Origin of the sequence: Psychrobacter fulvigenes (genome assembly GCF_904846155.1) — a bacterium.
Lineage (GTDB): Bacteria > Pseudomonadota > Gammaproteobacteria > Pseudomonadales > Moraxellaceae > Psychrobacter > Psychrobacter fulvigenes.
Map to the genome: position 1 here is coordinate 805592 of NZ_CAJGZP010000001.1, position 24629 is coordinate 830220.

At 44.9% G+C, this 24629-nt stretch carries 18 protein-coding genes and 1 pseudogene; 13 read left to right on the forward strand and 6 right to left on the reverse strand.

The genetic code is table 11. From position 1 onward, the window contains the following. The first annotated feature begins 77 nt into the window (after positions 1 to 77). Positions 78 to 2138, forward strand: a complete 2061-nt coding sequence (locus JMX03_RS03560; protein WP_201594514.1) for a TonB-dependent receptor domain-containing protein — start codon at positions 78 to 80, stop codon at positions 2136 to 2138. A 155-nt stretch (positions 2139 to 2293) separates the two neighbouring features. Here the strand turns inward: JMX03_RS03560 and JMX03_RS03565 are convergent, their stop codons facing one another. From JMX03_RS03565 to JMX03_RS03580, 4 genes are all read right to left on the reverse strand, one after another. Then, positions 2294 to 3052 (reverse strand): iron ABC transporter ATP-binding protein, encoded by a 759-nt coding sequence (locus tag JMX03_RS03565; protein WP_201594516.1) that lies wholly within the window; start codon positions 3050 to 3052, stop codon positions 2294 to 2296. Between the two features lie 28 nt (positions 3053 to 3080). Beyond that, entirely contained in the window at positions 3081 to 4226 is a 1146-nt protein-coding gene (locus tag JMX03_RS03570) for an iron chelate uptake ABC transporter family permease subunit (protein ID WP_265090444.1), read from the reverse strand. A gap of 146 nt (positions 4227 to 4372) precedes the next feature. After that, a complete protein-coding gene (locus JMX03_RS03575; protein WP_201594518.1) occupies positions 4373 to 5455 on the reverse strand; it encodes an ABC transporter permease in 1083 nt (360 codons plus the stop codon). A 114-nt stretch (positions 5456 to 5569) separates the two neighbouring features. After that, a complete protein-coding gene (locus JMX03_RS03580) occupies positions 5570 to 6607 on the reverse strand; it encodes a siderophore ABC transporter substrate-binding protein (protein WP_201594520.1) in 1038 nt (345 codons plus the stop codon). Positions 6608 to 7104: 497 nt separating this feature from the next. Between JMX03_RS03580 and JMX03_RS03585 the strand changes: the two genes are divergently transcribed. From JMX03_RS03585 to JMX03_RS03615, 7 genes are all read left to right on the forward strand, one after another. Next, complete coding sequence (locus JMX03_RS03585; protein ID WP_201594522.1) at positions 7105 to 8067, forward strand: energy transducer TonB; 963 nt, start codon at positions 7105 to 7107, stop codon at positions 8065 to 8067. A gap of 120 nt (positions 8068 to 8187) precedes the next feature. Further along, a complete protein-coding gene (locus JMX03_RS03590; RefSeq protein WP_201594524.1) occupies positions 8188 to 8838 on the forward strand; it encodes a MotA/TolQ/ExbB proton channel family protein in 651 nt (216 codons plus the stop codon). A gap of 111 nt (positions 8839 to 8949) precedes the next feature. Beyond that, positions 8950 to 9351: an ExbD/TolR family protein gene (locus JMX03_RS03595; protein WP_201594526.1), complete on the forward strand. Its 402-nt coding sequence runs from the start codon at positions 8950 to 8952 to the stop codon at positions 9349 to 9351. Positions 9352 to 9855: 504 nt separating this feature from the next. After that, positions 9856 to 11016: a M20 aminoacylase family protein gene (locus JMX03_RS03600; protein WP_201594528.1), complete on the forward strand. Its 1161-nt coding sequence runs from the start codon at positions 9856 to 9858 to the stop codon at positions 11014 to 11016. A gap of 82 nt (positions 11017 to 11098) precedes the next feature. Next, positions 11099 to 12412, forward strand: coding sequence for a DUF3100 domain-containing protein (locus tag JMX03_RS03605; RefSeq protein ID WP_201594531.1), 1314 nt, complete (start codon positions 11099 to 11101; stop codon positions 12410 to 12412). 290 nt (positions 12413 to 12702) lie between these two features. Further along, complete coding sequence (locus tag JMX03_RS03610) at positions 12703 to 13638, forward strand: DMT family transporter (RefSeq protein WP_265090445.1); 936 nt, start codon at positions 12703 to 12705, stop codon at positions 13636 to 13638. 168 nt (positions 13639 to 13806) lie between these two features. Further along, complete coding sequence (locus JMX03_RS03615) at positions 13807 to 14598, forward strand: SpoIIAA family protein (protein WP_201594533.1); 792 nt, start codon at positions 13807 to 13809, stop codon at positions 14596 to 14598. Here the strand turns inward: JMX03_RS03615 and JMX03_RS03620 are convergent. Together JMX03_RS03620 and JMX03_RS03625 are read right to left on the reverse strand one after the other, a co-directional pair. Next, entirely contained in the window at positions 14573 to 16114 is a 1542-nt protein-coding gene (locus JMX03_RS03620; RefSeq protein ID WP_201594535.1) for an ATP-binding protein, read from the reverse strand. The two genes, JMX03_RS03615 and JMX03_RS03620, sit on opposite strands and share 26 nt — an antisense overlap. 130 nt (positions 16115 to 16244) lie before the next feature. After that, a pseudogene (locus tag JMX03_RS03625) lies at positions 16245 to 16922 on the reverse strand (heavy metal response regulator transcription factor); the annotation flags it as partial. A gap of 319 nt (positions 16923 to 17241) precedes the next feature. On the opposite strand from JMX03_RS03625, the gene JMX03_RS03630 reads away from it, so the two are divergent. The 5 genes from JMX03_RS03630 (at position 17242) to JMX03_RS03650 (ending at position 24445) form a co-directional block, all read left to right on the forward strand. Beyond that, positions 17242 to 17868 (forward strand): DUF411 domain-containing protein, encoded by a 627-nt coding sequence (locus JMX03_RS03630; RefSeq protein WP_201594539.1) that lies wholly within the window; start codon positions 17242 to 17244, stop codon positions 17866 to 17868. A gap of 74 nt (positions 17869 to 17942) precedes the next feature. Continuing rightward, positions 17943 to 19646 carry a copper resistance system multicopper oxidase gene (locus JMX03_RS03635; RefSeq protein WP_201594541.1) on the forward strand — a complete coding sequence of 568 codons (1704 nt, stop codon included), beginning with the start codon at positions 17943 to 17945 and terminating at the stop codon, positions 19644 to 19646. A 25-nt stretch (positions 19647 to 19671) separates the two neighbouring features. Then, on the forward strand, positions 19672 to 20799 hold the full coding sequence (locus JMX03_RS03640) for a copper resistance protein B (RefSeq protein WP_058025616.1): 1128 nt from the start codon (positions 19672 to 19674) through the stop codon (positions 20797 to 20799). 95 nt (positions 20800 to 20894) lie between these two features. After that, entirely contained in the window at positions 20895 to 21371 is a 477-nt protein-coding gene (locus tag JMX03_RS03645) for a DUF305 domain-containing protein (RefSeq protein WP_037059145.1), read from the forward strand. A 419-nt stretch (positions 21372 to 21790) separates the two neighbouring features. Beyond that, entirely contained in the window at positions 21791 to 24445 is a 2655-nt protein-coding gene (locus JMX03_RS03650) for a copper-transporting P-type ATPase (RefSeq protein WP_227695257.1), read from the forward strand. Positions 24446 to 24629: the final 184 nt, after the last annotated feature.

A 24629-nucleotide genomic window follows, 5' to 3' on the forward strand; every position in this document is an offset into this window, starting at 1 on the left:
TTACGTGATTTTGACAGTAATTATTGCTTGATAATTTCTAACGCTTATATATAAGCCCTATTACAGAGTGAGTTTTTATGCATAATTCATTACCCAGCCGTCTATCGACATTAACCTTAGGTGTTGCCACTGCTATGTTTGCGCAAGTTGCAATGGCGAATGACACGCCGAGCATGACCGCGCAAACCATTACGGTGACCGCCAATAGTTCAGTCCGTGAAAACATGCAAGAGGATTCAGTTTATATCGATGACTACACGCCAGCGGCGCAAGCCAGTCATTTAAGTGACTTTTTGGACGTCGTACCAGGGGTAACCGTGGGTGGCACATCAACCGTGAACCAGCGCGTGCGCGTACGTGGCCTTGACGATACCAACCTAAAAGTCACGATTGATGGCGCCCGTCAAGAAGGCGCGATGTTTTACCATATGGGTGATATCACGATCGATCCAGATTTATTAAAACAAGCAGAAGTCGCGGTCGGTAATAATTCTGTGACTTTGGGTAACGATGCTATTGGTGGCGCCGTGGCGTTTGAGACGGTAGATGCTGCTGACTTGCTCAAGCCTGGTCAAAAAATCGGTGCAAAAATACATGCAGGCTATGGCAGTAACAACGATGAGCTATTAACGTCAGCAACGGTCTATGGCGCACCGTCTGATAATGTGGATTTATTGGCCTATTACGGCAAGCGTGATGCAGATTCTGGCGAAGATGGGGAAGGCCGTGAGCTTTTTGAAGACAGTAAAGGCGAGAATGTCTTATTAAAAGCAGGCGTTTTTATCCTCGATGATCACCGCGTAGGCGCAAGCTTTAGCCGTACTGAAAAAAAGGGTATCTTTCCGTTTCGTCCAGACTTTCCGAGTTTGAGTGACGAAAGAATCCCGCAAAAGGTAAAGCGAGATACTTATACAGTGGATTACAACTTTAATCCATTAAACTCTCTGATTGATGTTGATGCCAATATTTATCAAACCGAAACAGAAATTTCGCGTAACAATAGTGCTGATATATCGTCAAATTATGATTGGAACGCTAAGGTAAAAACCACTGGCGCCAAAATTGAAAACACCAGTGTGATTGATACTGCTACCGGTAGCCATAAGTTGATCGCAGGGGCAGAGCACTACAAAAAAGAGTCGGAGATGGCACGAGACAATCAGGGTGCAAACAGTGACAGCGCAAAAAACACCTCAGTGTATTTAGAAGACCAGTGGCAAATGGGTAAATTTACCCTAACGCCAGGCGTGCGTTATGACCGTTACGAATCACCTGAGTTTGTGTCAGGTGGTAAGACCTATGACAATGTCGTTGGTGCCTTGGCTGCCAGCTATGAGATTGCGCCGCGTACGCAAGTATTTGCCAGCTATACGCAATTGTTTAATGGTCCTGACTTAGGACAGGCTATATTCAATAGCAATGGCGAAGGTATTTATGTCAATAATGATCTCAAGCCAGAAGAAGGCTATAACTCTGAAGTGGGTATTGCCACGACACTGCGCGGACTAACGACCGCTGATGATGCCATGCAATTAAGCGCAAAATACTTTAAGTCTAATATCGAAAACTATCAGCAGTTTGTCAGAACAGGGGATCGTGCAGGTCGCTATGGTCTAAACTGTAGCACTGGCGAGCGCGGTTCGGCAGGCAACCTGCAAGACTGCCAAGGTATGATCAACAGTGATGAAGACTATGAAATCAAAGGCGTTGAGCTGGCAGCGAACTATAGAATGGATAACTTTGGTATGGGTCTCAGCTATTCACGTGCCCGTAGTGAAGGTAGCGAAACAGGCGATAGCATTCCATCCGTAAGCGGCAGTAGTGCTGACTCGGGCGACCGCTACATGGTGAACCTGAACTATGAACCAAGTGATGAGCTAGGGCTTGGCTGGCGCAGTACCTATGTGGCATCCATCACCGATAATAGTGGAGATACCAAGCCAAACTATGATGTGCATGATGTGTATATGAACTATTCACCACGTCAGCTTGAGGGTGTGAAAGCTACGGTTGGGGTCTATAATCTGTTCGATGAAACTTATGCTAGCCACTCATCGCGCTTAAATATGGCTGATGCGACGGCTACTGACTTTGAAATGGGTCGTAATATCAAAGCGTCACTAACCTATCAGTTTTAAAGAGTAATTATAAATAGTTCTAAAAAAACCAGCCATCTAACATTTAGGTGGCTGGTTTTTTATGCAGCGTTTTATCAAGGTTTTGTTATTAAGGGCTTGTTATTGAGAGCTTTTTATTAAAGAGTTTTTGATCAAAGTCTCTTTGTCGAGAGAGTTTAAACCGTATCCACAATGACGGGGCGACCATTGTGCGTCAGCACAGTAACGTCTACGCCATATAAGTCATCGATGGCGTCATGAGTCAGTACATCGGTAGGGTGACCGGTCTGGATAATTTTGCCTTCCTTCATCATGACCACGGTATCGGCAAACTGCGCTGCTTGATTGATATCGTGCAAGACAATGACCACAGTTTTGCCCGCTTGATGCGTCAGCGACCGCAGCTCACGCATCAGCCTGCCGGCATGATACATATCGAGGTTGTTTAGTGGCTCATCGAGCAGTAAGTAAGGTGTATCTTGGCAGACAATCATGGCGATCAATACCCGTTGCCGCTGTCCACCAGAGAGGGTAGAGAGAAAGCGCTTGGCCATGTCGAGCAGCTCAAAACGCGCCATAATGGTTTGTACCATTTGCCGATCCTTATCTGTAGGGCGGCCTTGGTGATAGGGATAGCGGCCAAACATCAACAGCTCTTCTACCCGCAATCGTCCTTGAATGTGGTTTTCTTGTGCCAACATGGCGACGGTTTTGGCAAGGGTCTGGCTATCGGTGCTTTCGATATCATGCCCGTCAAAGCTGACAACGCCTTTTTGTAAAGGTGTCAGCCGTGACATTAAGTTAAACAGGGTCGATTTACCCGCACCATTGGGTCCAATAAGGGCGATGACTTGGCCTGTCGCTAGGGTTAAATCCACATCATCGAGGATGGTGTGTGAGCCAATACGATGGCTGACGTGAGAGAGGGTTATCATAATGACATTCGCACTTTATATGAGTAATTTATACGGGTGATTTATGTTGACGGAACTGACTGAAAATTAACGCGATAAAGACAATGCCTCCTAGCAGCTCAATAACGACTGAGAGCACACCTGCCATACCTAATATGCGCTCGAATATGGTCTGACCCAATACCAAGCAGAGCATGGCCATAAAACTCACCAATACCAAGCGTTCGCTGTGGTGCATGGTTTTGCAAATACGATTGGTCAGCGCGCATACCAGCAGTCCTAAAAATATCACGGGGCCGACAAACGCCGTTGCCGTCGCGACCAATACGGCGATGACTATTAATAAACGCATCGCTAACGATCGGTAGTTGATACCTAGATTGATGGCATGTGCTTGCCCCAACATCAGTACATCCACTTGATGCCGCCACCGCCAAATCAAAACCGCACTCACCAGACAAACGACCAAACTTGCCATCATCATCGCTGAATTAATCGTATTGAATTGCGCAAAGCTGGCTGATTGAATAACGACGTAATCTTCAGGGTTGATCAACCGTGCGACCAAAGACGATAAACTGCGGAACAGCACCCCAAATACGATGCCGACCAGAATCAACCTTGCCAAATCATGATTGGAGCGTGTAAAAAGTAAGCGAAATAATAGCAGTGATGCTCCTACCATTAACCCCACTTCCAAGGCAAATTTTAGCAAAGGCTGGCTGCTAAACAGATTGCTGGTGCCCAAAAAGAAAACCAGCAGGCTTTGGATGAGCACGTAGAGAGCGTCAAAGCCCAGTAGAGAAGGGGTCAAAATAGGATTGTGCGTTAAGCTTTGAAATAGCAGAGTTGAGACGCCAATCGCATAGCCAACAATTAATAGTGCTAACAGTTTTTTGCCACGGAATTCGAGTACAAAATCCCAATTACCATTGGCACCGATAGTCATAAATAAGACTGAACTGACGATGAGTAGGCCAAGGACGATCATTACAGGCTTGGTCCATATCTCGTTAGAAAGTAGCTTTGATAGCCGCTTTGATGACTGCTTTGATGACTGCTTTGATGACTGCTTTGATAGCTGTTTTTGTAATAGGGAATGCTTGCTCATGGCTTGCTTAGAAGCTTTTCGACTGTCTAAAAAGTCATGGTCAGTATTATCAGAATGGATGTTGTGGTCAGATGATGTCGTCATTGGCTTGATTCAACGTGGCTATGATAAGTTCAAAAAAAGAGGCGTACTTCTAAAGGGAAAGTCACTTCAATAGTGCACTGCTACTGTTATGGGTGTATGGGTTTTCTCGCTTACTGTGCGTTTTTTACTCCAAAGACTTCGAAAAACTAACTGGCTTTGGGTTGACGTAATAGCAACCATAAAAACACTCCCGCACCAATAACGCCAAAAATAGTCGCCACTGGCACCTCATAAGGATAGCGAATACTGCGCCCGATGATGTCGCATAGCAGTACAAAACTCGCTCCCATCAAAGCGACCGCAGGCAGACAATGGCGCAGCTTATCGCCCATGATTCGGCTAATGATATTGGGCACTATTAGCCCCACAAATGGAATGGCGCCGACGGTCACCACGACCACTGAGCTAATGATGGCGACGGTCATAATGACAAACCAAGTCATCAGGTTTTTATTGACACCAAGATTGATCGCAATGGCGTCGCCAAGACCAACGATGGTCAGCCGATCTGCTAAGATATAAGCGCCTATCGCTAATGCCCCTGTCAAATACAGCAGCTCATAACGACCTGCTAAGATAGTAGAGAAGTCCCCAAAACGCCATACTGAGAGCATTTGTACCGATTCAGTCTGATAAGCAATAAACAACGTCACCGCTTCGATGATGGCACCAAACACAATACCGACCAACGGCACCATCAAGTAATCAGTCGGCGGTAAGCGCTTAATAAGGCGCATAAATATCACCATACCAACCACCGCACATAGCGTAGCCACTAGCATCTTGTTCAGTAAGCTGCTAGCTGGCAGGTATAGACTGATGAGTAATAACCCTAAACCAGCACTTTGAGTCGCCCCCACCATAGAGGGCTCGACAAAGCGGTTTTTTAGTACGGTTTGCAAGATCATCCCTGCGACCGCCAACGACGCTCCAGTCAAGATAATGGCAATGGTGCGCGGTATACGGCTGACCATTAACAGCTGCATGTCAGTACTGGCTGCTTGGCTGATGGTTTGGCTCGCCGTGCCACTATTGAACATGGCGAATAAAGGCGAGGCACTATCGACAAGCCATTGCCAAAACCCTTGCCACGAAAAATCAGCGACGCCAATAGACAAGCTCAGTAAAATCAAAGCAAATAGCAATACCAAGCTGAGAGCATTTAACAGCCTTGGTGATAAAGACCATGATAATCGCGGAGACTGAGTGAGCGGTACGCTGCGTGCCATAGGGATATCTACACATTACATAACTGGCTAACGGTTAACTAAAGATTTACGTAAAGAGTTAAGTCAGCCAGCGACTTGTTTGCTTGTTAATAATTTTACTTATTAACAATTAATCTATTGGGTGCTGTCTGCCTGAGTAAACTTTTCGGTGACAAGATTGGCATCTTTTAGCCATTGGTAGTAACCACCAAACGCTAAGTAAGAGTCTGGGCTAAGATAAACGATGTTGTCGTTTTTCCAGGCGGTGGTTTGATGCACCAGTGGGTTATCTAGCACCACGTCTGCGCCATCACCTTCTTCACCAATGGCAGAGGTTCTGTCTAGTACAAACAGCCAGTCGGGATTGATTTTTTGTAGGTACTCAAAAGACACTGGCTGTCCGTGTCGGGCCTCTTCAATCTGAGCGTCTGCCACCGGAATATCAAACACGGTGTGTATAAACCCAAAGCGTGAGTCTGCACCATAAGTTGAGATTTTATTACCGTTGACCAGTACCACCAAGCCATTACCTTTGCCTGCGCTGGCAGTCTTGGCTTTTTCGATAGCATCATCGATGTCTTTTTGTAGCGCTTGTGCTTTATCCGCTTTACCAAACAAACGGCCCAAATCCGCTAGGCGCTGCTTGCTGGATTCGTAAATATTGGCGGTATCTAAGGTAAGATCTAGCGTCGGTGCCATTTGGCTTAAGGTGTCGTATTTTTCTGCCATACGTGAGCCGACCAAGATGGCTTTTGGCTGCATCTCGTTCAAAGCTTCCATATCTGGCTCAAATAATGTGCCTATTTTTTTGCTCTCTGGATTTTTACTCTCTGAAGTATCAACAGCCATTAAGTTGTCTAAGGGTAGATTGTCAGGCAAGCCATCGACGGGCACGCCCAGCGCTGCTAAATCCTGCATCAACGTCATGTCATAGACAGCGATAGGGTGAGGGTTAACAGGCAAATCCACATCACCACGAACGGTATCAATCGTGACCACTGTATCGTCACTAAGTGCAGAGTTTGCTTCTATATTGCCATCTGCGTTAGTCGATTGGGTTTGTTCGGTGTTAGTTATAGCTTTGGCTTGATCCGTGTTTTCTGTTGGTGTGCAGCCAACAAGGCTGGCGCTGACGGCAAGTCCAATTAGAGTCTGTTTTATTTTAAGGGTCATATGGCAGGCCTATTGTTTATAGATGTTGTATCGGTACAACGAATAAGGTGTGATTTATTAAAATAAAAGGCCTATCATACGCTAAAAATACTCATAATGAAATGAATGCCGTAAACCTTTTTCCCTCCACGATTTTTTTATAGTTATAAAAAACCATCTATATCAATACTTTAATCTTGCTGTTTTAAAGTATTGATATAGATGGTTTTTTATAACTATAAAAAAATCGTGGAGGGAAAAAGGTTTACGGCATTCATTTGATTAGGAGTAGTTACAAGATATTAAAATGATAATAATAATGATTCTTATTTACATTGCATGAGTTTTATATTATTATTCTTCGGACTAGGGTGAGATATGACCTTAGTACATGAACGTATAACGCTTATGAGTCATCATAACGTCAGGCATCATGCGACGCTACTAACCGTATGTGTTAAAAGTAGGTTTTGATTCTCACAAACTTGCCAGTGCTGTCACGATTAAAAAGTGCTTCTATGACCAAACAATATAGCCACAAAAAAAGTCTCACAACATTTAATGTCGCCACTGCGATCGTCGTCGTCACTTTGCATGGGGTTACTGCTGCTGCGTTAGTAAATATGAATAGCCCTAAGCCGCCTGATCAGCAACCTGATGACATCTTGCCTATGGAAGTTCAGCTGATTAGTCCTCCTGCTGAATCAAAGCCTGAGCCAGAAGCTGAGCTAAAACCAGCGCCTAAACCAGACACAGCACCGAAAGTAGTCACCAAAGCAAAAGTTGAGCAGGAGCCCAAACCGAAAGCTAAGCCAGTGTTTGAGCCTGAGCCTGTAAAACCACCTGCAGAAAAACCTCCGCCAGAGCCAAAACCCGAACCAAAGACAGAGCCAAAACTACAGCCAAAACCAGCCCCTAAACCAGAGGTGAATACTGTAACTGTTGATAACAGTAACAGTGAGATAAAACAGCAAGCTGCAAGAGAACAGGCTGCAAGGGAACAGGCTGCAAGAGAACAAGCTGCAAGAGAACAAGCTGCAAGAGAACAAGCTGCAGGAGAACAAGCTGCAAGAGAACAAGCTGCAAGAGAACAAGCTGCAAGAGAACAGGCTGCAAGAGAACAGGCTGCAAGAGAACAGGCTGCAAGGGAGCAAGCTGCAAGAGAACAAGCCGCTGCCAGTAATACACCAATATCGGTATCAGCCTCTGAAGCAAGTTGGCAACGCGCCCCTAATATTAGCTTGTCTAAAAGAACCAGAAGCAAGGTATTGCCAGGTGACTCTTATAGCGTATTGCTAAAAATGACGGTTGATAAGCAGGGCAACATCCAAAACGTGGCAGTAGTGTCTTCATCGGGCAATGCTTTGGTCGATAAAGATGCTTTAAAAGCAGTTAATCGCGCTAAGTTTAACCCTTTTAAACGCAATGGTATGGCTGTGGTTGGGATTGTTGAGTTACCCATAAATGTTAACGTCGATTGAACAGCACATGGCAAAATGTATCATTTTTATTTAGCATCGACTAGACCTAACAAAGAAGAGTAGCTAAGAACAGTATTTGAATAATTAAGGCATATATTTTATAAAACACGAGGATTGGTCATGGACTTCGCAGAATACTGGCAATATACCGATGGTGTCACTAAGTTTTTGTTTTTTACCTTACTGGCATTGTCAGTCGCTTCTTGGTTCACCGGTATCATTCGTCTTTACCAAAGCTATCAGTTAAAAAAAGCAGTGGCAGGGGACTTGGTAAGAGCGGTTGATTTGCAGTCTACAGAGCTTGAGAGTCTGAGTAGCGCAGAGCGTAAAACGGTCACTGAGCAGACGCTCATGCAACAAATCGGTCGTTACCGTGATAAAGGCGAGCAGGGTATGTCCATTCTTGGAACGACGGCAGCCATTGCGCCATTCATCGGTTTGTTTGGCACAGTCTGGGGAATATTTCACGCCCTACATAGTATCGGCCAGTCGGGGCAAGCAGGTCTGAGTCAGGTAGCAGGCCCTGTCGGTGAAGCGTTGATCATGACTGGCTTGGGTCTAGCTGTTGCCCTCCCTGCGGTGATTTTTTATAACATCGCCCTTCGTCTCAATCGCCGAACTTTATATGTGGCCAATGATACTGCTTATGGGCTGCTCAGAGAGACCGCCAAACAAGGTGGTGTTAGTACGCCTGATACCAAACAGACGATAGCACAAGTGAATAAAAACAAATCGTATGTTGGCAGTATGTCTGCATCAACGGCGGGCTAAATCAATCTTGATTATGCGCCTCATAGATTTGCTTTGAGCAAATAGCGGCAACATCCACAAAAGTATTAAATAATCAGACCTTAGACTCTAAAGAGACAGTAGGAAGTTAAGATGGCGTTTCAATTAGGCGAAGATGACATGCAAGGCATGAGTGAAATGAACCTCATTCCTTTGATTGATATCATGCTGGTATTGATGATTATATTTTTGGTCACGGCAACCGTATTAAATCCGTCGGTGCCCTTAGACTTGCCCAAGACCAGTGCGAGCGTACAAGAGCAGCCACCTGAAGTCATTCAAATCAGTGTGGACAAAGATGCGGGTGTGTACTGGGATGATGCTTCTATTTCATTAGAGGAGTTAGAAAAACGACTCATAGCGCAGTCAGGCCTTGAAACAGAGCCAACGATACATCTGCGGGCAGATAAAGATGCCAGATATGATACGGTCGCACAAATATTGGCGCTTGCCAGCAAGGCACAATTAAGCAAAATTGCTTTCGTTAATGAGTAGTGGTGGATTACTACTTGAGATTAAAAATTTGCATTGAATAATTTAGGAGTTTAAAGAATAAGCCATCGTTTGATGGGCAATAGATATAACAATAATAATAGTCAGTATGAATGCTATTCTCCACGCCCTGCTGGTGTCATCACTGGCAGGGTTTTTTTTATGATGAATATCTGATGGTTAAGTCATTCAGGTTTTGTCTTAATAGTAGATGAAAGCTGGTCGTAGATTTATAAAAAATCTAGACAAGCCAGATCGTATCGCAGAGCGGTATCTGAATGGGAGAGAATAGGCTAGAATAGAGTATTACAAAAAATATAGAAGCCGTCCACCGCTCGTCATAAGCAAATAAGCCATTCTATGTGGCTTATTTATTTTGAAAGTACTGATAAGTAAAAAGTGTATGTTTAAACGTGATGAAGGATGTTTTCATTGTTCAATAGACCCTAAGTTCAACAGAAACAGACCCTTATAACTCCCTCAAAATAATCTTAAGGAAGCAAGCAGATGTTAATCAATGAAGAACTGTTAGCTGATGTCAAACAATGGCGTCAACATATTCATAGCCAGCCTGAGCTTGGTTTTAAAGAGTTTAAAACCGCCGCATTCATCGTCGAAAAACTACAATCTTTCGGTATCGAGGTGCATCAAGGGCTGGGCGGTACTGGCGTGGTTGGCACATTGAAAAATGGCTCAGGCCCTACGATTGGGATACGCGCGGATATCGATGCGTTGCCGATAGAAGAGCAAAGTGATATTGATCACAAATCTACTCATACCAACTGTATGCATGCCTGTGGTCATGACGGTCACACCTCTATGTTGTTGGGTGCTGCCAGACATTTAAGCCAACACAAAAACTTTAGCGGTACGCTGCATTTTATATTTCAACCTGCTGAAGAAGTCTTGGGCGGTGCCAAAGCCATGATTGATGACGGGCTGTTTGATCAATTCCCCATGGATGCCGTATATGGCCTGCATAACTGGCCAGGCTTGCCGCTGGGTGAGGTGGCAGTCAATAATGGGCCTATGATGGCGTCCTTTGATACCTTTGAGATTACGTTGACGGGTAAAGGAACACATGCTGCCATGCCGCATCTAGGCGCTGATCCGATAGCAGCAGGCGCGGCCTTGATTACCAATATCCAATCTATTATTTCTCGCCGAGTATCGCCATTGCAGTCAGGGGTGATTAGCGTGACGCAGATGAATAGTGGCGATACCACCAACGTCATTCCTGACTATGCGATTCTAAAAGGGACGGTTCGTAGCTTTGATATGGATGTGCGCCAATCGATGCAGGATATGCTCACAGAGATGGTAACGACTTTGCCGCCTTTATATGGTGTCAAAGGAGAAATAGACTATCACATTCGCTATCCGGTCACTATCAATGACGCTCAGGCATATCTTGAGATTAAAGAGGCTGCGACCAAAGTGCTGGGCGCTGATAAAGTAAAAACGGATGTAGAGCCGTCAATGGCATCTGAAGACTTTTCATTCATGAGTCAACAGGTCAAAGGCGCTTATTTTTGGTTGGGGGTAGATGGTAGTACGCCTTCTAAACCTTTGCATAATGCACATTATGATTTTAATGATGATGCCATCGAGATTGGTATTAAGGTTTGGGTATCTTTGGTTGAGTCTGAGCTGCCAAAACAGGCTTAACTGACTGAGCTATAGTCAGTCTCAAATAAAAAAGAGACGGCCATTAAAGCGTGCAGTAGCACTAAAAATAAAGGGAATTGATATGAATGATAAAAGCGTGCTGTCATCTACCATGACCAAGCACCTACTTGATTGGAAGCTACATTTATTAGTGATAGCGGTGTCACTACTGGCAGAGTGGATAGGCATCATTAAGATTCCTATCGGAATTGGTACTTTGGTCCTACTGCCTTTGTTATATGCTTTCATTTTTGCCATATTACTCAACCCCAACGTCATCCCTTCGATGAAAGCGGTCATAACCAAAAAGCGGGCAAAGTTTGCCAGTTATGCGGTTCTGTTAAGTATCATGCCTTTTATTGCCAAATTCGGCGTCGGCGTCGGTCCTAATATCGATGAGATCATAGCGGCAGGGCCTGCACTGTTACTACAAGAGCTTGGTAACGTTGCTACTGTCTTGATAGCACTACCAGTTGCAGTATTGGTATTTGGTATGGGGCGAGAAGCTATCGGTGCCACTCACTCCGTTGCTCGTGAGCCGAACGTGGCTTTGATCGCTGATAAGTATGGCTTGCAGAGCGCCGAAGGTATCGGTGTCATGGGCGTTTATGTGATGGGCACCTTATTTGGTGCGATCTATTTTTCATTGCTGGCAGGTGTCATTGCTTCTATGAATATCATGGATGTGCGCGCACTGGCCATGGCTTGTGGTATCGGCAGTGGCAGTATGATGGGTGCGTGTTCGGCTGCGCTTGCAGAAGCTGTGCCTGCGCAAGAAGAAACGATCACCGCATTTGCAGCGACTTCTAACTTACTCACTTATGCGACAGGCTTGTTTGTGAGCTTATTTATCGCCCTGCCTTTTACCGAGTTTTTGTATAAGATGGTCAGCAAGTTTAAGAAAAAAACCGTGGATGTCGCTACCGAAACAGACTTCGGTGCGGTGATGCAAGAGCAGGCGCCTTTGTCGACAGTACAGTCTTTTGCATTACTGGCTGTAATATGTGTGGTGCTATTATTAAGCAACTGGGTGGGACAAGGCGTCGGTCCATTCGATGCTTTACCCGCGATGCTTATTCTATTCGCCTGCTGTGTGGTTGGGATTTTATTAAAACGAATTATCCCGTTCAATGTCCCAGCGATTGCTTGGATATCCATTGTGGCTATCTTGATATCGTTACCACAGTTCCCGTTCAATGCCTATGTCTTAGAAGAGACGGCTAAGCTTGGTGTATTGCAACTGCTGACGCCAGTGCTGGCTTATGCAGGCTTTGCTATCTCGCAGATGGAAGTGGATCTATTCAAAAAGTCTGGCTTTAAGATTGCTATTGTTGCCATCCTTACCTTTACAGGGACTTTTTTAGGGTCGGCACTCGTTGCTCAAATCATGCTATAAACCGCTGGTCTTTATAGTCAGTTTTTAGTCTTATTAGCCATATCACAGATATTAGTCAAAAGAGGAGGGGCTTAGCAGTTTATAAAACTGCTAAGCTCATTTTTTTTCAGCTCGTTTGGACTGGCTTACCGTTCTGGCTTACCGCTCTGACTGCCCAGCAGTATGTCAGCATCTTTGTGCTTTTTTATTTTGAACCTGCCTCTTTTAACGTCAATCAACTATGGCTAGTAGCGCTCATCGTTAGTAGACTGTTTGAGCAGGATTGATATGATCAGCCATTAAGATAATTTGTGAGTGCATCTATGCAGCAGGTCTCTAACAGTAAACAGTCGTGGCTGGTTCCGTTCACCTGTCTTTTAGCGGGCGGCGCATTAATAGGCATCTCTACCAATCTCGCCAAATATGTAGGCGAAGTAGGGCTGACACCATTGGCTTTTTTGTTTTGGTCTATTACTGGCGCTGCCATCATTCTGTTGCTGGTTTCCTTTTTACGCCAACAGCCACCGCCACTCAGTGCGCGTAGCTTTGAGTATTATTTTGTCGCGGCACTGGTTAGCGTGGCAGGTTCCAACTTGCTGCTTTTTTCAGCGATTCCTCATGTTGGCGCAGGTTTCGTCGCGCTTATCATTTCTCTACCACCACTACTGACGTATCTTGGTGCCTTGGTCATGCGGATAGAGCAGTTTACGGTTATGCGCGCTTGCGGGGTAGTGGCAGCACTGATGGGTGCAGGGGTACTGGCCATCCATAAGTTTTCTGCGCCAGATGCGAGTGTCTTTTGGATTGTGATGGCGCTCTGTGGCCCTGTACTACTCGCGATTGGCAATATCTATCGCACGTTACGCTGGCCAGATAATGCGTCGCCGAGCGCACTGGCACCAGGTATGTTGATTGCGGCTGCGCTATTGCTAGGCATGATGGGTGTTTTGCCAAGTTTCTCGGTAGCTGTGCCGCTAGGAGAGCTGCTGCCGCTAGGTTTGATCCTAGCGCAAGCTTGTATATTCGCTGGCCAGTTTTTACTGCTGTTTTTATTACAAAAAACTGGCGGTCCAGTATTGCTGAGCTTGCTTGGCTCGGTAGGGGCGGTCGTCGGGGTGCCTGTGGCTATATTCTTACAAGGTGAGGCCCCACCAGAAGGACTTATCTTGGGCGCTTCTCTGATCGCGCTTGGTATCGCTTTGGTCACATGGGGCGGGGTAAAAATGGCAACGGCGCCTTCAAAATAGCAAAATATCCAAAAGAACAAAAAAAGTAGAGGTAAAGTAGCTGTAAACGCATCACTTTTTGGTTATATAAGTGCCTATTAAAGCAACACTTAAAGGGCCAGTGCTATGCTAAGTTAGAAGTAGAGTCATTAGCGTATCTAAAAACTTAATCAAAATAAGGACAGAGTGATGTTAAAACAATTATCTGCTCCAAATCATGTCATTGCATTCACGATTGATGGGGCATTGAGCGCTGAAGGTGTCCAAGAATATCGCAGTATCTTTGACGAGAAACGACAACAGTATGAGCAAATTGGCCTCTATGTTGAATTCTTAGAACTTGCTGATATCAATGCAAGCACATTATTAGAAGGCGTCAAGGCTGATATTGAATTATGGCGTCATCTTGATCAGCTGAGTAGATGTGCGATTGTATCGGATAAAAAATGGCCACAAACATTAGTCTCTATTATAAAGCGCATAGTTCCTAAGCTTGAGATGCAGGTTTTTGCTACAAGCCAAAGTGCAGAGGCCTTGCAGTGGGCAGCGACCATACCAAAAAAACCAGCAGCCAAGCGCGCTGCTATTCACTTTTTGCCAACCAACAAAGCCAATGTACTGGCTTTCGAGATTGACGGTACAATGTCTGCAGACGAGATGCCCGAGGTGATAGACAGTCTAGAAAGCTTTTTTGCCGATCACGAAAAGGTGCGTTTGCTCAATCGCATGACGCATTTTGCAGGTTTTGATCCAGCCATTCTTATTCAGAGGCAGGGCTTATTTTCAATGAAGCTTGCGGCGATAAAAAAGGTCGAGCGTTATGCGATAGTCGGCGCACCTAATTGGATGAGTAAACTGATTCATGCCATGCAGCCAGTCTTTCCTAATATGCAGATGCAGACCTTTGCTGCAGATCGTGAAGATGAGGCATTACAATGGCTCGAGGCTGAGCTGATTAAGACGGATGAGCTGATGACGTAGCCAATAACTGCACATTAACTTGAAATTCGTAGTCATCTTTGATGGTAATACTGACCTTGCCGTTATGGGCATGTGCGATCGCTTGTACGATAGATAAACCCAATCCTGTACCCGAGTGCTGACTGTTGCTTTTGTCATGACGATAAAAACGCTCAAACAGTTTATTGGCTTCTGCTTGCGTAAGAGGTTCGTTTAAACGATTGGTAATGGTGATTATTGATGACGGTTGCTGCATGGTTTCTTTTAGCACGTGCGTATTGTTTGTAATGACGCTATCAGTGCTAGAGACTGCCGCAATAGTAATGACGCTGTCACTGGCGGCATAGTAAATCGCATTGGATATCAGGTTAGCAAACAGCCTTTGTAATAAGCTCTCATCACCCAACACCGCATCAAAGTGGCCTTTTTTTTCAAAAGATATACCTCGCTCTTCGGCTATCAGCTCAAAATAATCAATAAGCTTGGCCATCAATGACTCGGTATCGACAAGATTGAGCTGTGAGTCATAGAGTCGTTTTTGGGTTTTTGCGAGCAACAGCATGTTATTAATCAAAGCCGATAGCTGCTCGAGTGTATCGTGTTGATGATGGAGCTGTTCGACATATTCCTGACTGTCTCTGGGCTTACTGAGCATTACCTGAGTCTGAGTGCTCAAGGTCGCCAGTGGCGTGCGCAGCTCATGAGCGATATCGTCTGAAAACCGCGATAGCGAGTCAAAGTTGTGCTCAAGCTTATCCATCATGGCATTGTAAGCGTTAGCCAATGGGCGCAGTTCGCTAGGCATCTCGGCGACGATGATTCTATCGTCTAGCTGTTCGGCATTGATGCGAGTCATCTTGTGACTGATGGTAGATAAGGGCGCAAATCCCAGATACACACTAAGCGCCGCCACTGACACCAATATCAAGGTAATCGCACTGAGTATCAGAATGAGATGGCGATTGAATTGTACAAGATACTGATGATGCACATCAATCGGTAGCACGATTAATGCTAAGCGCGTGGAGTGCTCAATGACGATGGCGCGGAAATGACGGTTATCGAGTTGCAAGTCAAAGGGTTGGTCGTGGTGCTGCTGCCATAATTCTTGTACCAATCGGCTATCATTGAACGTATTAACAAAATTTGTCGGCAGACTGCTAATCACTTGTCCGTTAAGGTCGGTGATGACAGTCTTGACCTCATAGCCCAGCCCAGAAGTTTCTAACGCTGATGGCTGCCTATTAATTGGGTTATGCTGGTCGTTTAAGTTATGTAAGTTAGACGGGCTGGATGAATCTGTCAGGTTGGATAAGTCGCTAGAGGTCTGGTCATCGGGTGAGATGTCCATGATATGTTGGCGCAAATTAAACGCTGCATGAGTCAAAATCTCTGCGTCCATTTGTTCAAAGTGGTCGTTAACCGAGCGCTGTATCCAGGTGTATAAAAAGACTTGGGAAATCAGTACGCATACCGTCAGCAGTAGGATAGTGCGCCACAGTAATGATAAGCGTCGATTATGCGAGTGATATCCCATGCTACTTCACTTCAGGGTGATTGGTTTTAGAGGCTAGGTTGGTATCCATAGAATTAGTAGCGTTAGTAGTATTTATATTGCTTTGAGTATTTTTATTATTGTTGGCTTCATTAGTCGTTTTAGAGTCGACATCGATAGCTTCTAATTTATAACCCATGCCGCGTACGGTATGAATGAGCTTAGTTTCAAAGTCATCATCGATTTTGATTCGTAAGCGTCTTATGGCAACGTCAATCACATTAGTATCGCTATCAAAATTCATATCCCATACTTGCGAGGCGATCACAGAGCGCGGCAATACCTCGCCTTGACGCTCAAGCATAAACTGCAATAGAGCAAATTCTTTTGCGGTTAATTTAATGGGCATCTCACCTCTCTGTACGCTACGCTTAGCGATATCCATCTTTAAATCAGCACTATGCAGCACTGTGCTGGCGTAGTCTGCTTGATTGGCACGGCGCAGTAGGCTCTTGATTCTAACCAGCAGCTCAGCGAAGGCAAAAGGTTTGGTCAGATAGTCATCACCGCCAATCTCAATGCCTTTTATGCGGTCGCTGAGGTCATCTTTTGCGGTCAAAAACAATACAGGAGTGGTGTTACCCGCTGCTCGATAATTACTGACTAACTCGAATCCACTCACATCAGGCAGCATCACATCCATCACCACGACAGTGAAGTCTTCCGTCATAAGGGCATGATAACCATCTAAGCCGGTTGTTTTATGCTCAACGAGAAATCCCGCCTCGCTTAGACCTTTCTTAATATAGTCGCCAAGCGATAACTCATCTTCGACTAACAATACTTTCATAGCATACTCGCGCCGATTGTTTGGGGTGATATCAATATATGTGCCAATTGTTATAGTGAATTCTAAATAAAAAGAGTACAGCTTTTACAGCGTGCTACTGGTATAAGTTTTCTTTGCTTGCTGTGCGACTGCGTCACTCCAGAGGCTGCAAAAAACTCATCCCAGTAGCACTGTATTTATTTCATAGTGGATCGACTATATTTATGATAAAGCAATATTCAGCGCTGGAAGATGACAAAATTGTCATCTTGGCGTCATCTGCTTGTCAGAGTCATTCTGCTAATTTGACTTTATATTAAATAACTCATGAGAAGTGACCATGATGCCTTTCGCTACTAAGTCTACTTTGAAATCTGATAGTCATATGCCCAAGCTTATTCGAGGGTCAGCCATTTTATTAACCGCTGCCATATTATCAGCTTGCGGACAGTCTGACATCAATGCGGCTAGTGGCAGTACTTCTAATGCTAGCACTGCTGAGACAAACTCTCTACAAGTAACGCAAACCATGACAAATACTCAGGTCATCAATCCAGGCTTATTAAAGAACGTATCAGCCACTGTTTATAAAGATGCCAATTGTGGCTGCTGTAAAGAGTGGATAGGCCACGCAGAAGACAATGGTCTAAATGCAACGGCGAATGATGTTGCAGATTTGGCATTGTTTAAAGACCGCTACGGTGTGCCGACTGATATGCGCTCTTGCCATACCGCGGTTACCACCGATGGGTATGTATTTGAGGGCCATGTCCCTGCTAAGTATGTGGCTGAGTTTTTGGCCAATCCGCCAAGCGATGCCATTGGGCTGGCGGTACCTGGTATGCCAGTCGGTAGCCCTGGTATGGAGTATCAAAACCAATTTATGCCGTATCAAATTATGCAAATTAATAAAGACGGTACGACAAGCGTTTATGCTGATGTTGAGTCGCCGCAACAGCAATTGTAGTTTGATTGATGTTTACAGTAGCTCGTTTGGTACAAACTCAATTCCCATTTTATGGATTAAGTTAGGTCATCATTATGAATAATAAAAACATGCTTAACCGTCGACGTTTTTTGACAGGGTCATCTACGCTACTTGGCGCGTCTATGCTATCGACGTTACCAACCATTGCCAATAGTGCGTTGGGTGCAAATCAAAAAAATGCCGTCATTAACAGTGACAAACCCGATCATAAAGTACCCATACTGACAGGCAAAGAGTTTGATCTTTATGTCAGCAAAAAACCCATCATTGTTGATGGCAAGTCAAGCACGGCGACGCTCATTAATGACTCATTACCAGCGCCAACGCTAAAAATGCGCGAGGGCGATACGGTAGTGATACGCGTCCATAACCAAATGAATGAGTCGACCTCTATTCATTGGCATGGTCTACTAGTACCGTTTGAGATGGATGGCGTGCCCGGCATTAGTTTTGATGGTATACCAGCAAATAGCACCTTTACGTATAAATTTACGCTGAAACAATCTGGCACTTATTGGTATCACTCGCACACTGGATTCCAAGAACAAACCGGTATGCGCGGGGCCATCGTCATTGAGCCGAAAGGGCGCGAACGTCATCCTATCGAGGAAGACCATGTCATTTTGCTCAGTGATTGGACGCACCGTGACCCGCACAACTTGGTTAAACTATTAAAGCAACGCGCAGACTTTGATAATTATCATTTACCAGATTTTAAAAAGCTACTGTCCGATATTGCCGCAACAGATCTAAAAGCTGCTTTTGATAAGCGCAAAATGTGGAATCAGATGCGGATGATGCCGACAGACTTTACTGATCTGTCTGGTGAAAAAACCTTTACCTATCTGATGAATGGTAAAACCACAGCGGCTAACTGGACGCAACTTGTCAAGGCTGGACAGCCTGTCAAACTACGTTTTATTAATGGTTCAGCGCAGACGATATTTGATGTACGCATCCCCGGCCTAAAAATGAAAGTCGTCGCGACGGATGGGATTGATGTCAGTCCCGTCGATATCGATGATTTCCGTATTGGGGTGGCCGAGACTTATGATGTCATCGTGACGCCCACTAAAGACGCGCATACCATATTTGCTCAAAACATAGATCGGTCAGGCTATGTTGCGACAACGCTTGCTACCAAAAAAGGTGCTCGTCCTGCGATACCTGCTATGGACAAAATCGAATGGCTGACGATGGCCGACATGATGGGCGCCATGGGATCGAATGGCTATAACGCTAAACATGCCAAAACAGAATATGACTTTAAGTCTGATATGCGTGTGGACAGTCCGCGTATGAACCTTGATGACCCTGGTATTAATCTACGTAACATTGATAGAAAGGTTTTGAATTATAGTCAGTTGCGCTCTGTCGGCGATGAGATAATGGCAGAGCAGCGCAAACCCACCAGAGAGATTGAAATACATCTGACGGGAAACATGGAGCGCTATATTTGGGCTCTAGACGGGGTTATGTTCAAAGATGCCGCACCGGTCAATATTAAGCCCAACGAGCGCGTACGTATTACCTTAGTCAATGACACCATGATGAATCATCCCATGCATTTGCATGGTATGTGGAGCGATCTGCGGATGCCTTCAGGTGAGTTTCAAGTACGTAAGCATACGATAATGGTACAGCCTGCACAAAAGATAAGCTTTGATGTCACCGGAGAAGCTGGCAGATGGGCATGGCATTGCCACTTGCTCTATCACATGGAAGCAGGGATGTTTAGAGAAGTTGCCGTTGTTTAATAAACCTTCGAATATGAGCCTTATTATGAAAATATATAAAGTAGGTCTACCGTTTATTGGCATGTCATCTTTGATGCTACTAATGTCACCTTTAGCAAACGCTGCTGAGATGTCGAACATGGATCATGGCAGTATGGACATGTCTGGTATGGATATGTCAGATATGGATCACAGCAGCATGGATATGTCGGGCAATATGTCAGATATGGACCATAGTGGCATGGATATGTCAGGCGATATGTCGGATATGGATCATAGTGGTATGGATATGTCAGGCGATATGTCGGATATGGATCACAGTGGTATGGATATGTCAGGTGACATGTCAGATATGGATCATAGTGGCATGGATATGTCGGGCGATATGTCAGGTATGGATCATAGTGGCATGGATATGTCGGGCATGGATCATGGCAGTATGGACATGTCAGGAATGCAAGGTGGCGAAGCACCAGCCGATGCTCGAAGCCCTGACTACTCGAACGGTGTTCCCTATGGTCGCTTTGGTAAGCCTGTGATGATGGGTAGCTTACCGTTATGGGGCGTATCAGTAGACGATTTGGGCTATCAATTTGACGATGATCAAATCAATTATGAGTTTGATACGTGGTACGGTACAGACAGCAACCGCGTAACGCTACGTAGCGAAGGTAGTATCCAAACTAAAGATGATAAAGAAATTGATAGCTTAACCTCACTATCTTACTGGAAGCCACTTAGTATTTTTTGGAATGGGGAAGCCGGTGTTGCTTATGATACCGAAAATGATAAATCTGCCGTGATGGCTGGTATTGCAGGCACTGCACCTTACTTCATCGAAACCGATGCTAGAGCTTATTTATATACTGATGGGCAAGTTCGTCTAGATCTAGGTGCGGAGTATGAGTGGCGCTTAGATCAACATTGGGTAGTGATTCCAGAAGTAGAGCTGACGGCATTTAGCAAAGATGATACAGATAACCATATTACTAAAGGCTTTAATGAGTTTGGGGCTGACGTTAGGCTTACTTACGAGATGTTAAGTCGTCAGCTCGCGCCTTATGTGGGTATCAGCTATGAGACCGCTTTAGGCAACGCAAGAGATTTGCGACGTCAAGAAGACGAAGCTGTTGATTCTAGTAGCGTTACAGCTGGTGTGAAATTTTGGTTCTAGTGTTAACCATGTAAGTAACAACAGTTTATAACACTAGCTCTAAAAAAAGGCACCTCTTTATTTAGGTGCCTTTTTACTAAATTAAGGACAAGAATATGAATAACCATATGGATAATAAACAGAAGCAAATGAACCCTTATGTAAAGTTCACAATCATGATTTTAACATCGACAGTCGTGATGTTTATCATGATGTATTTTAATACTTATCAATGGGATCATGTTTATTTTAGCGAAACCAGAGCTTATATGGCGTTATATATGGGCGCTATGATGGCTATTATTATGCTCGCCTTTATGACCAATATGTATAAAAAGACTAAGGTCAATCTAATGGTTTATGGGATTAGTGTCGTGCTATTTGCCTTTGGTTTATGGGGCGTTAGATCACAACAAACGGTAGATCAAGTGGATTGGATGCAGGCGATGATACCGCATCACTCGATTGCTATTTTGACCAGTTCGCGTGCTGATATCGAAGATCCACGTGTACGTCAGCTTGCTGATGACATTATCGAAGCACAAAAGCGTGAAATCGGTGAGATGCAAGCACTTATTGATGAGTTGGAATAGGCAGTCACAAATTTTGAGCACTTTGTATTAGGCGTTATTAAGTAAGCAGACTATTGAGAGGTGTACGTTCACACACTAGCACATATCATTACTTATACTAAGGAAATAACAAATAAGGAGTCCTTGTAATGGTTATTATGATGCACGGTATGATGAACGCGCCTATGCACGGTATGACGAATGGATCAATGCATGGTATGGGTTGGGGAGGATCTATTGTCTCCCTATTGTTTACGGTACTGGTTTTTGCGGTACTGATATTAATTATTATGTCGCTGATCAAATATCTGCGTAAACCAGACTAAGTCTTATGCTTAACTAAGTTGTTAGGCATGTAAAGCAAGAGTAGAGACAACGGCTATCAGCGGTTGATATAACTGATTCAAAATCTCTACTCAGGGTCTTCAAGGAGTGGTTTTATGAAACATATTGACGATACAAAGTCTATAGAAGGTGGACAGTACGATAAAGTACCTGTTGGCTATAATGGCACAATCTATACCTGCCCGATGCATCCTGAGGTTAGGGATATTGAAGATAGTGGCTGTCCAATATGCAACATGGCACTCAAACCTGAAGACGAAGTTGTTAAAGAATACGAAGTTGTTAAAGAGGTCACTGACTCCAAAGGCAATGAAGACAGTCATGCGCATGGTCACAGAGCGGATGCTACTAATAATAGTGCTGAGGTAAAGTCTATCAAAGGAAGTAAATACGATAAAGTACCGGAAAATTATAACGGTACGGTCTATGTCTGTCCCATGCATCCTGAAGTCAGAGATGTTGAGGATAGCGGTTGTCCGATATGCGGTATGTTTTTACAACCTGAAGATAAGGTCGCTAATTCAGACCAGCATGACCATACCCACTGTCACGGAGATACCGAAGGCGGTGACATAAAACCCGTCAAAGGTGGCAAATACGACAGAGTGCCTGATGATTATGATGGCACGGTTTATACTTGCCCGATGCACCCTGAAGTTAGGGATGTCAGAAATAGTGGTTGCCCGCTATGCGGTATGGCGCTTGAGCCTGAAACCATCACAGCAGGTGAAGAAGATACCGAAGAGCTTGACGACATGACTCGTCGGTTTTGGATTTGTACCCTGCTGACCCTGCCGCTATTTATTTATGCCATGGGCGAGATGGTCGGTCTTAACTTTGATCAGATTGGATCACTGGATCTTTCGGGTCAGCTCGGTCAAATAATACAATTAGTGCTCGCTACTCCGGTTGTACTTTGGGGCGCCGCACCTTTCTTCGTTCGAGGCTGGCAGTCTATCAAAAGCCGCAATCTCAACATGTTTACCTTGATTGCGCTAGGCGTCGGTGCTGCTTATATTTTTAGTATTGTCGCGACCTTTTTTCCTAATATTTTTCCAGACAGCTTCAGAGACGCTAATGGTCAAGTCGGTGTGTATTACGAAGCGGCAGCTGTCATTGTAACCTTAGTACTGTTGGGTCAGGTATTAGAGCTCAAAGCTAGAAGTCAAACTTCAGGTGCGATTCGAGCGTTACTTGAGCTCGCACCACCAACCGCAAGACGTGTCGATGAAAATGGCAACGAAGTCGAAGTCTCACTTGATGAGGTCGTCAGTGGTGATCAGCTACGGGTCAGACCCGGTGAGAAGTTACCAGTAGATGGTACGGTCATCGATGGCAATAGTAATGTTGACGAATCAATGGTTACGGGTGAGCCTATTCCAGCCTCAAAAGTAGCAGGAGATACAGTCACTGGCGGTACGGTGAATGGTACTGGCACGCTATTGGTCGAAGCGGTCAATGTCGGAGCAGATTCGGTATTATCCAAAATTGTGCAAATGGTCGCCGAGGCCCAGCGTAGCCGAGCCCCTATCCAGCGGTTGGTGGATCAGGTGGCTGGCTGGTTTGTGCCCATTGTGATTGTCACCTCCATCATAACCTTTATTGTGTGGGCGACATTTGGACCTGAGCCGGCTATGGCCTATGCACTGGTCAACGCTATCGCGGTACTCATTATCGCTTGTCCTTGTGCGCTCGGACTTGCCACGCCAATGTCAATCATGGTTGGTACGGGTAAAGGCGCGCAAAATGGCGTCCTCATCAAAAACGCTGAAGCGCTTGAGACGATGGAAAAAGTCGATACTATTGTTGTCGATAAAACCGGCACACTAACCGCGGGTAAACCTGAACTGACTGCGATTGATGCGCTGGCAGGTCAAGATGAGGACGAGTTCCTCGCGCTAGTAGCTGCCGTAGAAAGCGCCAGCGAGCATCCTTTAGCAGAAGCTATCGTGAGAGCCGCGCAAGATAGATCACTCATTATTCCTAAAGCTCAAGACTTTAATTCGACTACCGGTGAAGGCGTACAGGCCGTGGTCAATGGTAAACAGGTCGCTATCGGTAACTCAAAGCTTATGGAGAGTTTAAACAGCTTCGATCAGGATTTATCTACTAAAGCCGACGTCCGTAGAAAGGACGGTGAAACGGTAATGTTCGTGGCTATAGATAGTAAAGCTGTTGGTATTATTTCAGTTGCTGATCCTATTAAACCAAGCACCAAAGAAGCTATTTCACTGCTTCATGACGCGGGACTAAAAGTCGTTATGCTAACGGGCGATAACGAAAAAACCGCGCAGGCAGTCGCCAATAAATTAGGTATCGATGAAGTCCATGCCGACGTCTCGCCAGAGGACAAAAACCGCATCGTTAAAGAGATGCAAGACAGCGGTAAATTGGTCGCTATGGCAGGTGACGGTATTAACGACGCGCCCGCACTAGCGCAAGCGAATGTTGGTATCGCTATGGGTACCGGCACTGATGTAGCAATGGAGAGTGCAGGGATTACCCTACTAAAAGGTGATTTGATGGGTATTGCCAAAGCCTATAAGCTTAGCCACGCAACTATGCGCAATATCAGACAGAACCTGTTCTTCGCCTTCATTTACAATGCGCTTGGTGTTCCAATTGCCGCAGGTGTGCTCTATCCCGTATTTGGGCTTCTTCTTAGTCCTATGATAGCAGCGGCAGCTATGAGCTTGTCGTCAGTATCGGTGATTGGTAACGCGCTGAGATTGAGTCGTTTGGAGCTCTAGATTCCAGAGTGGAAAATCGTAAATAAAGGAGATGCAATCGTTGATTGATGAGCTAGAGTAGTCACCTTAAAGCCTTGCTTTTAAGAGCTTTTAACTTTCAAGAACTTTTAATACATAACAAATTGAATGAATTTTTTCCTAAGCTGACCAATCTTAATCGATTTGTCGGTTTTTCTTTGAGCTA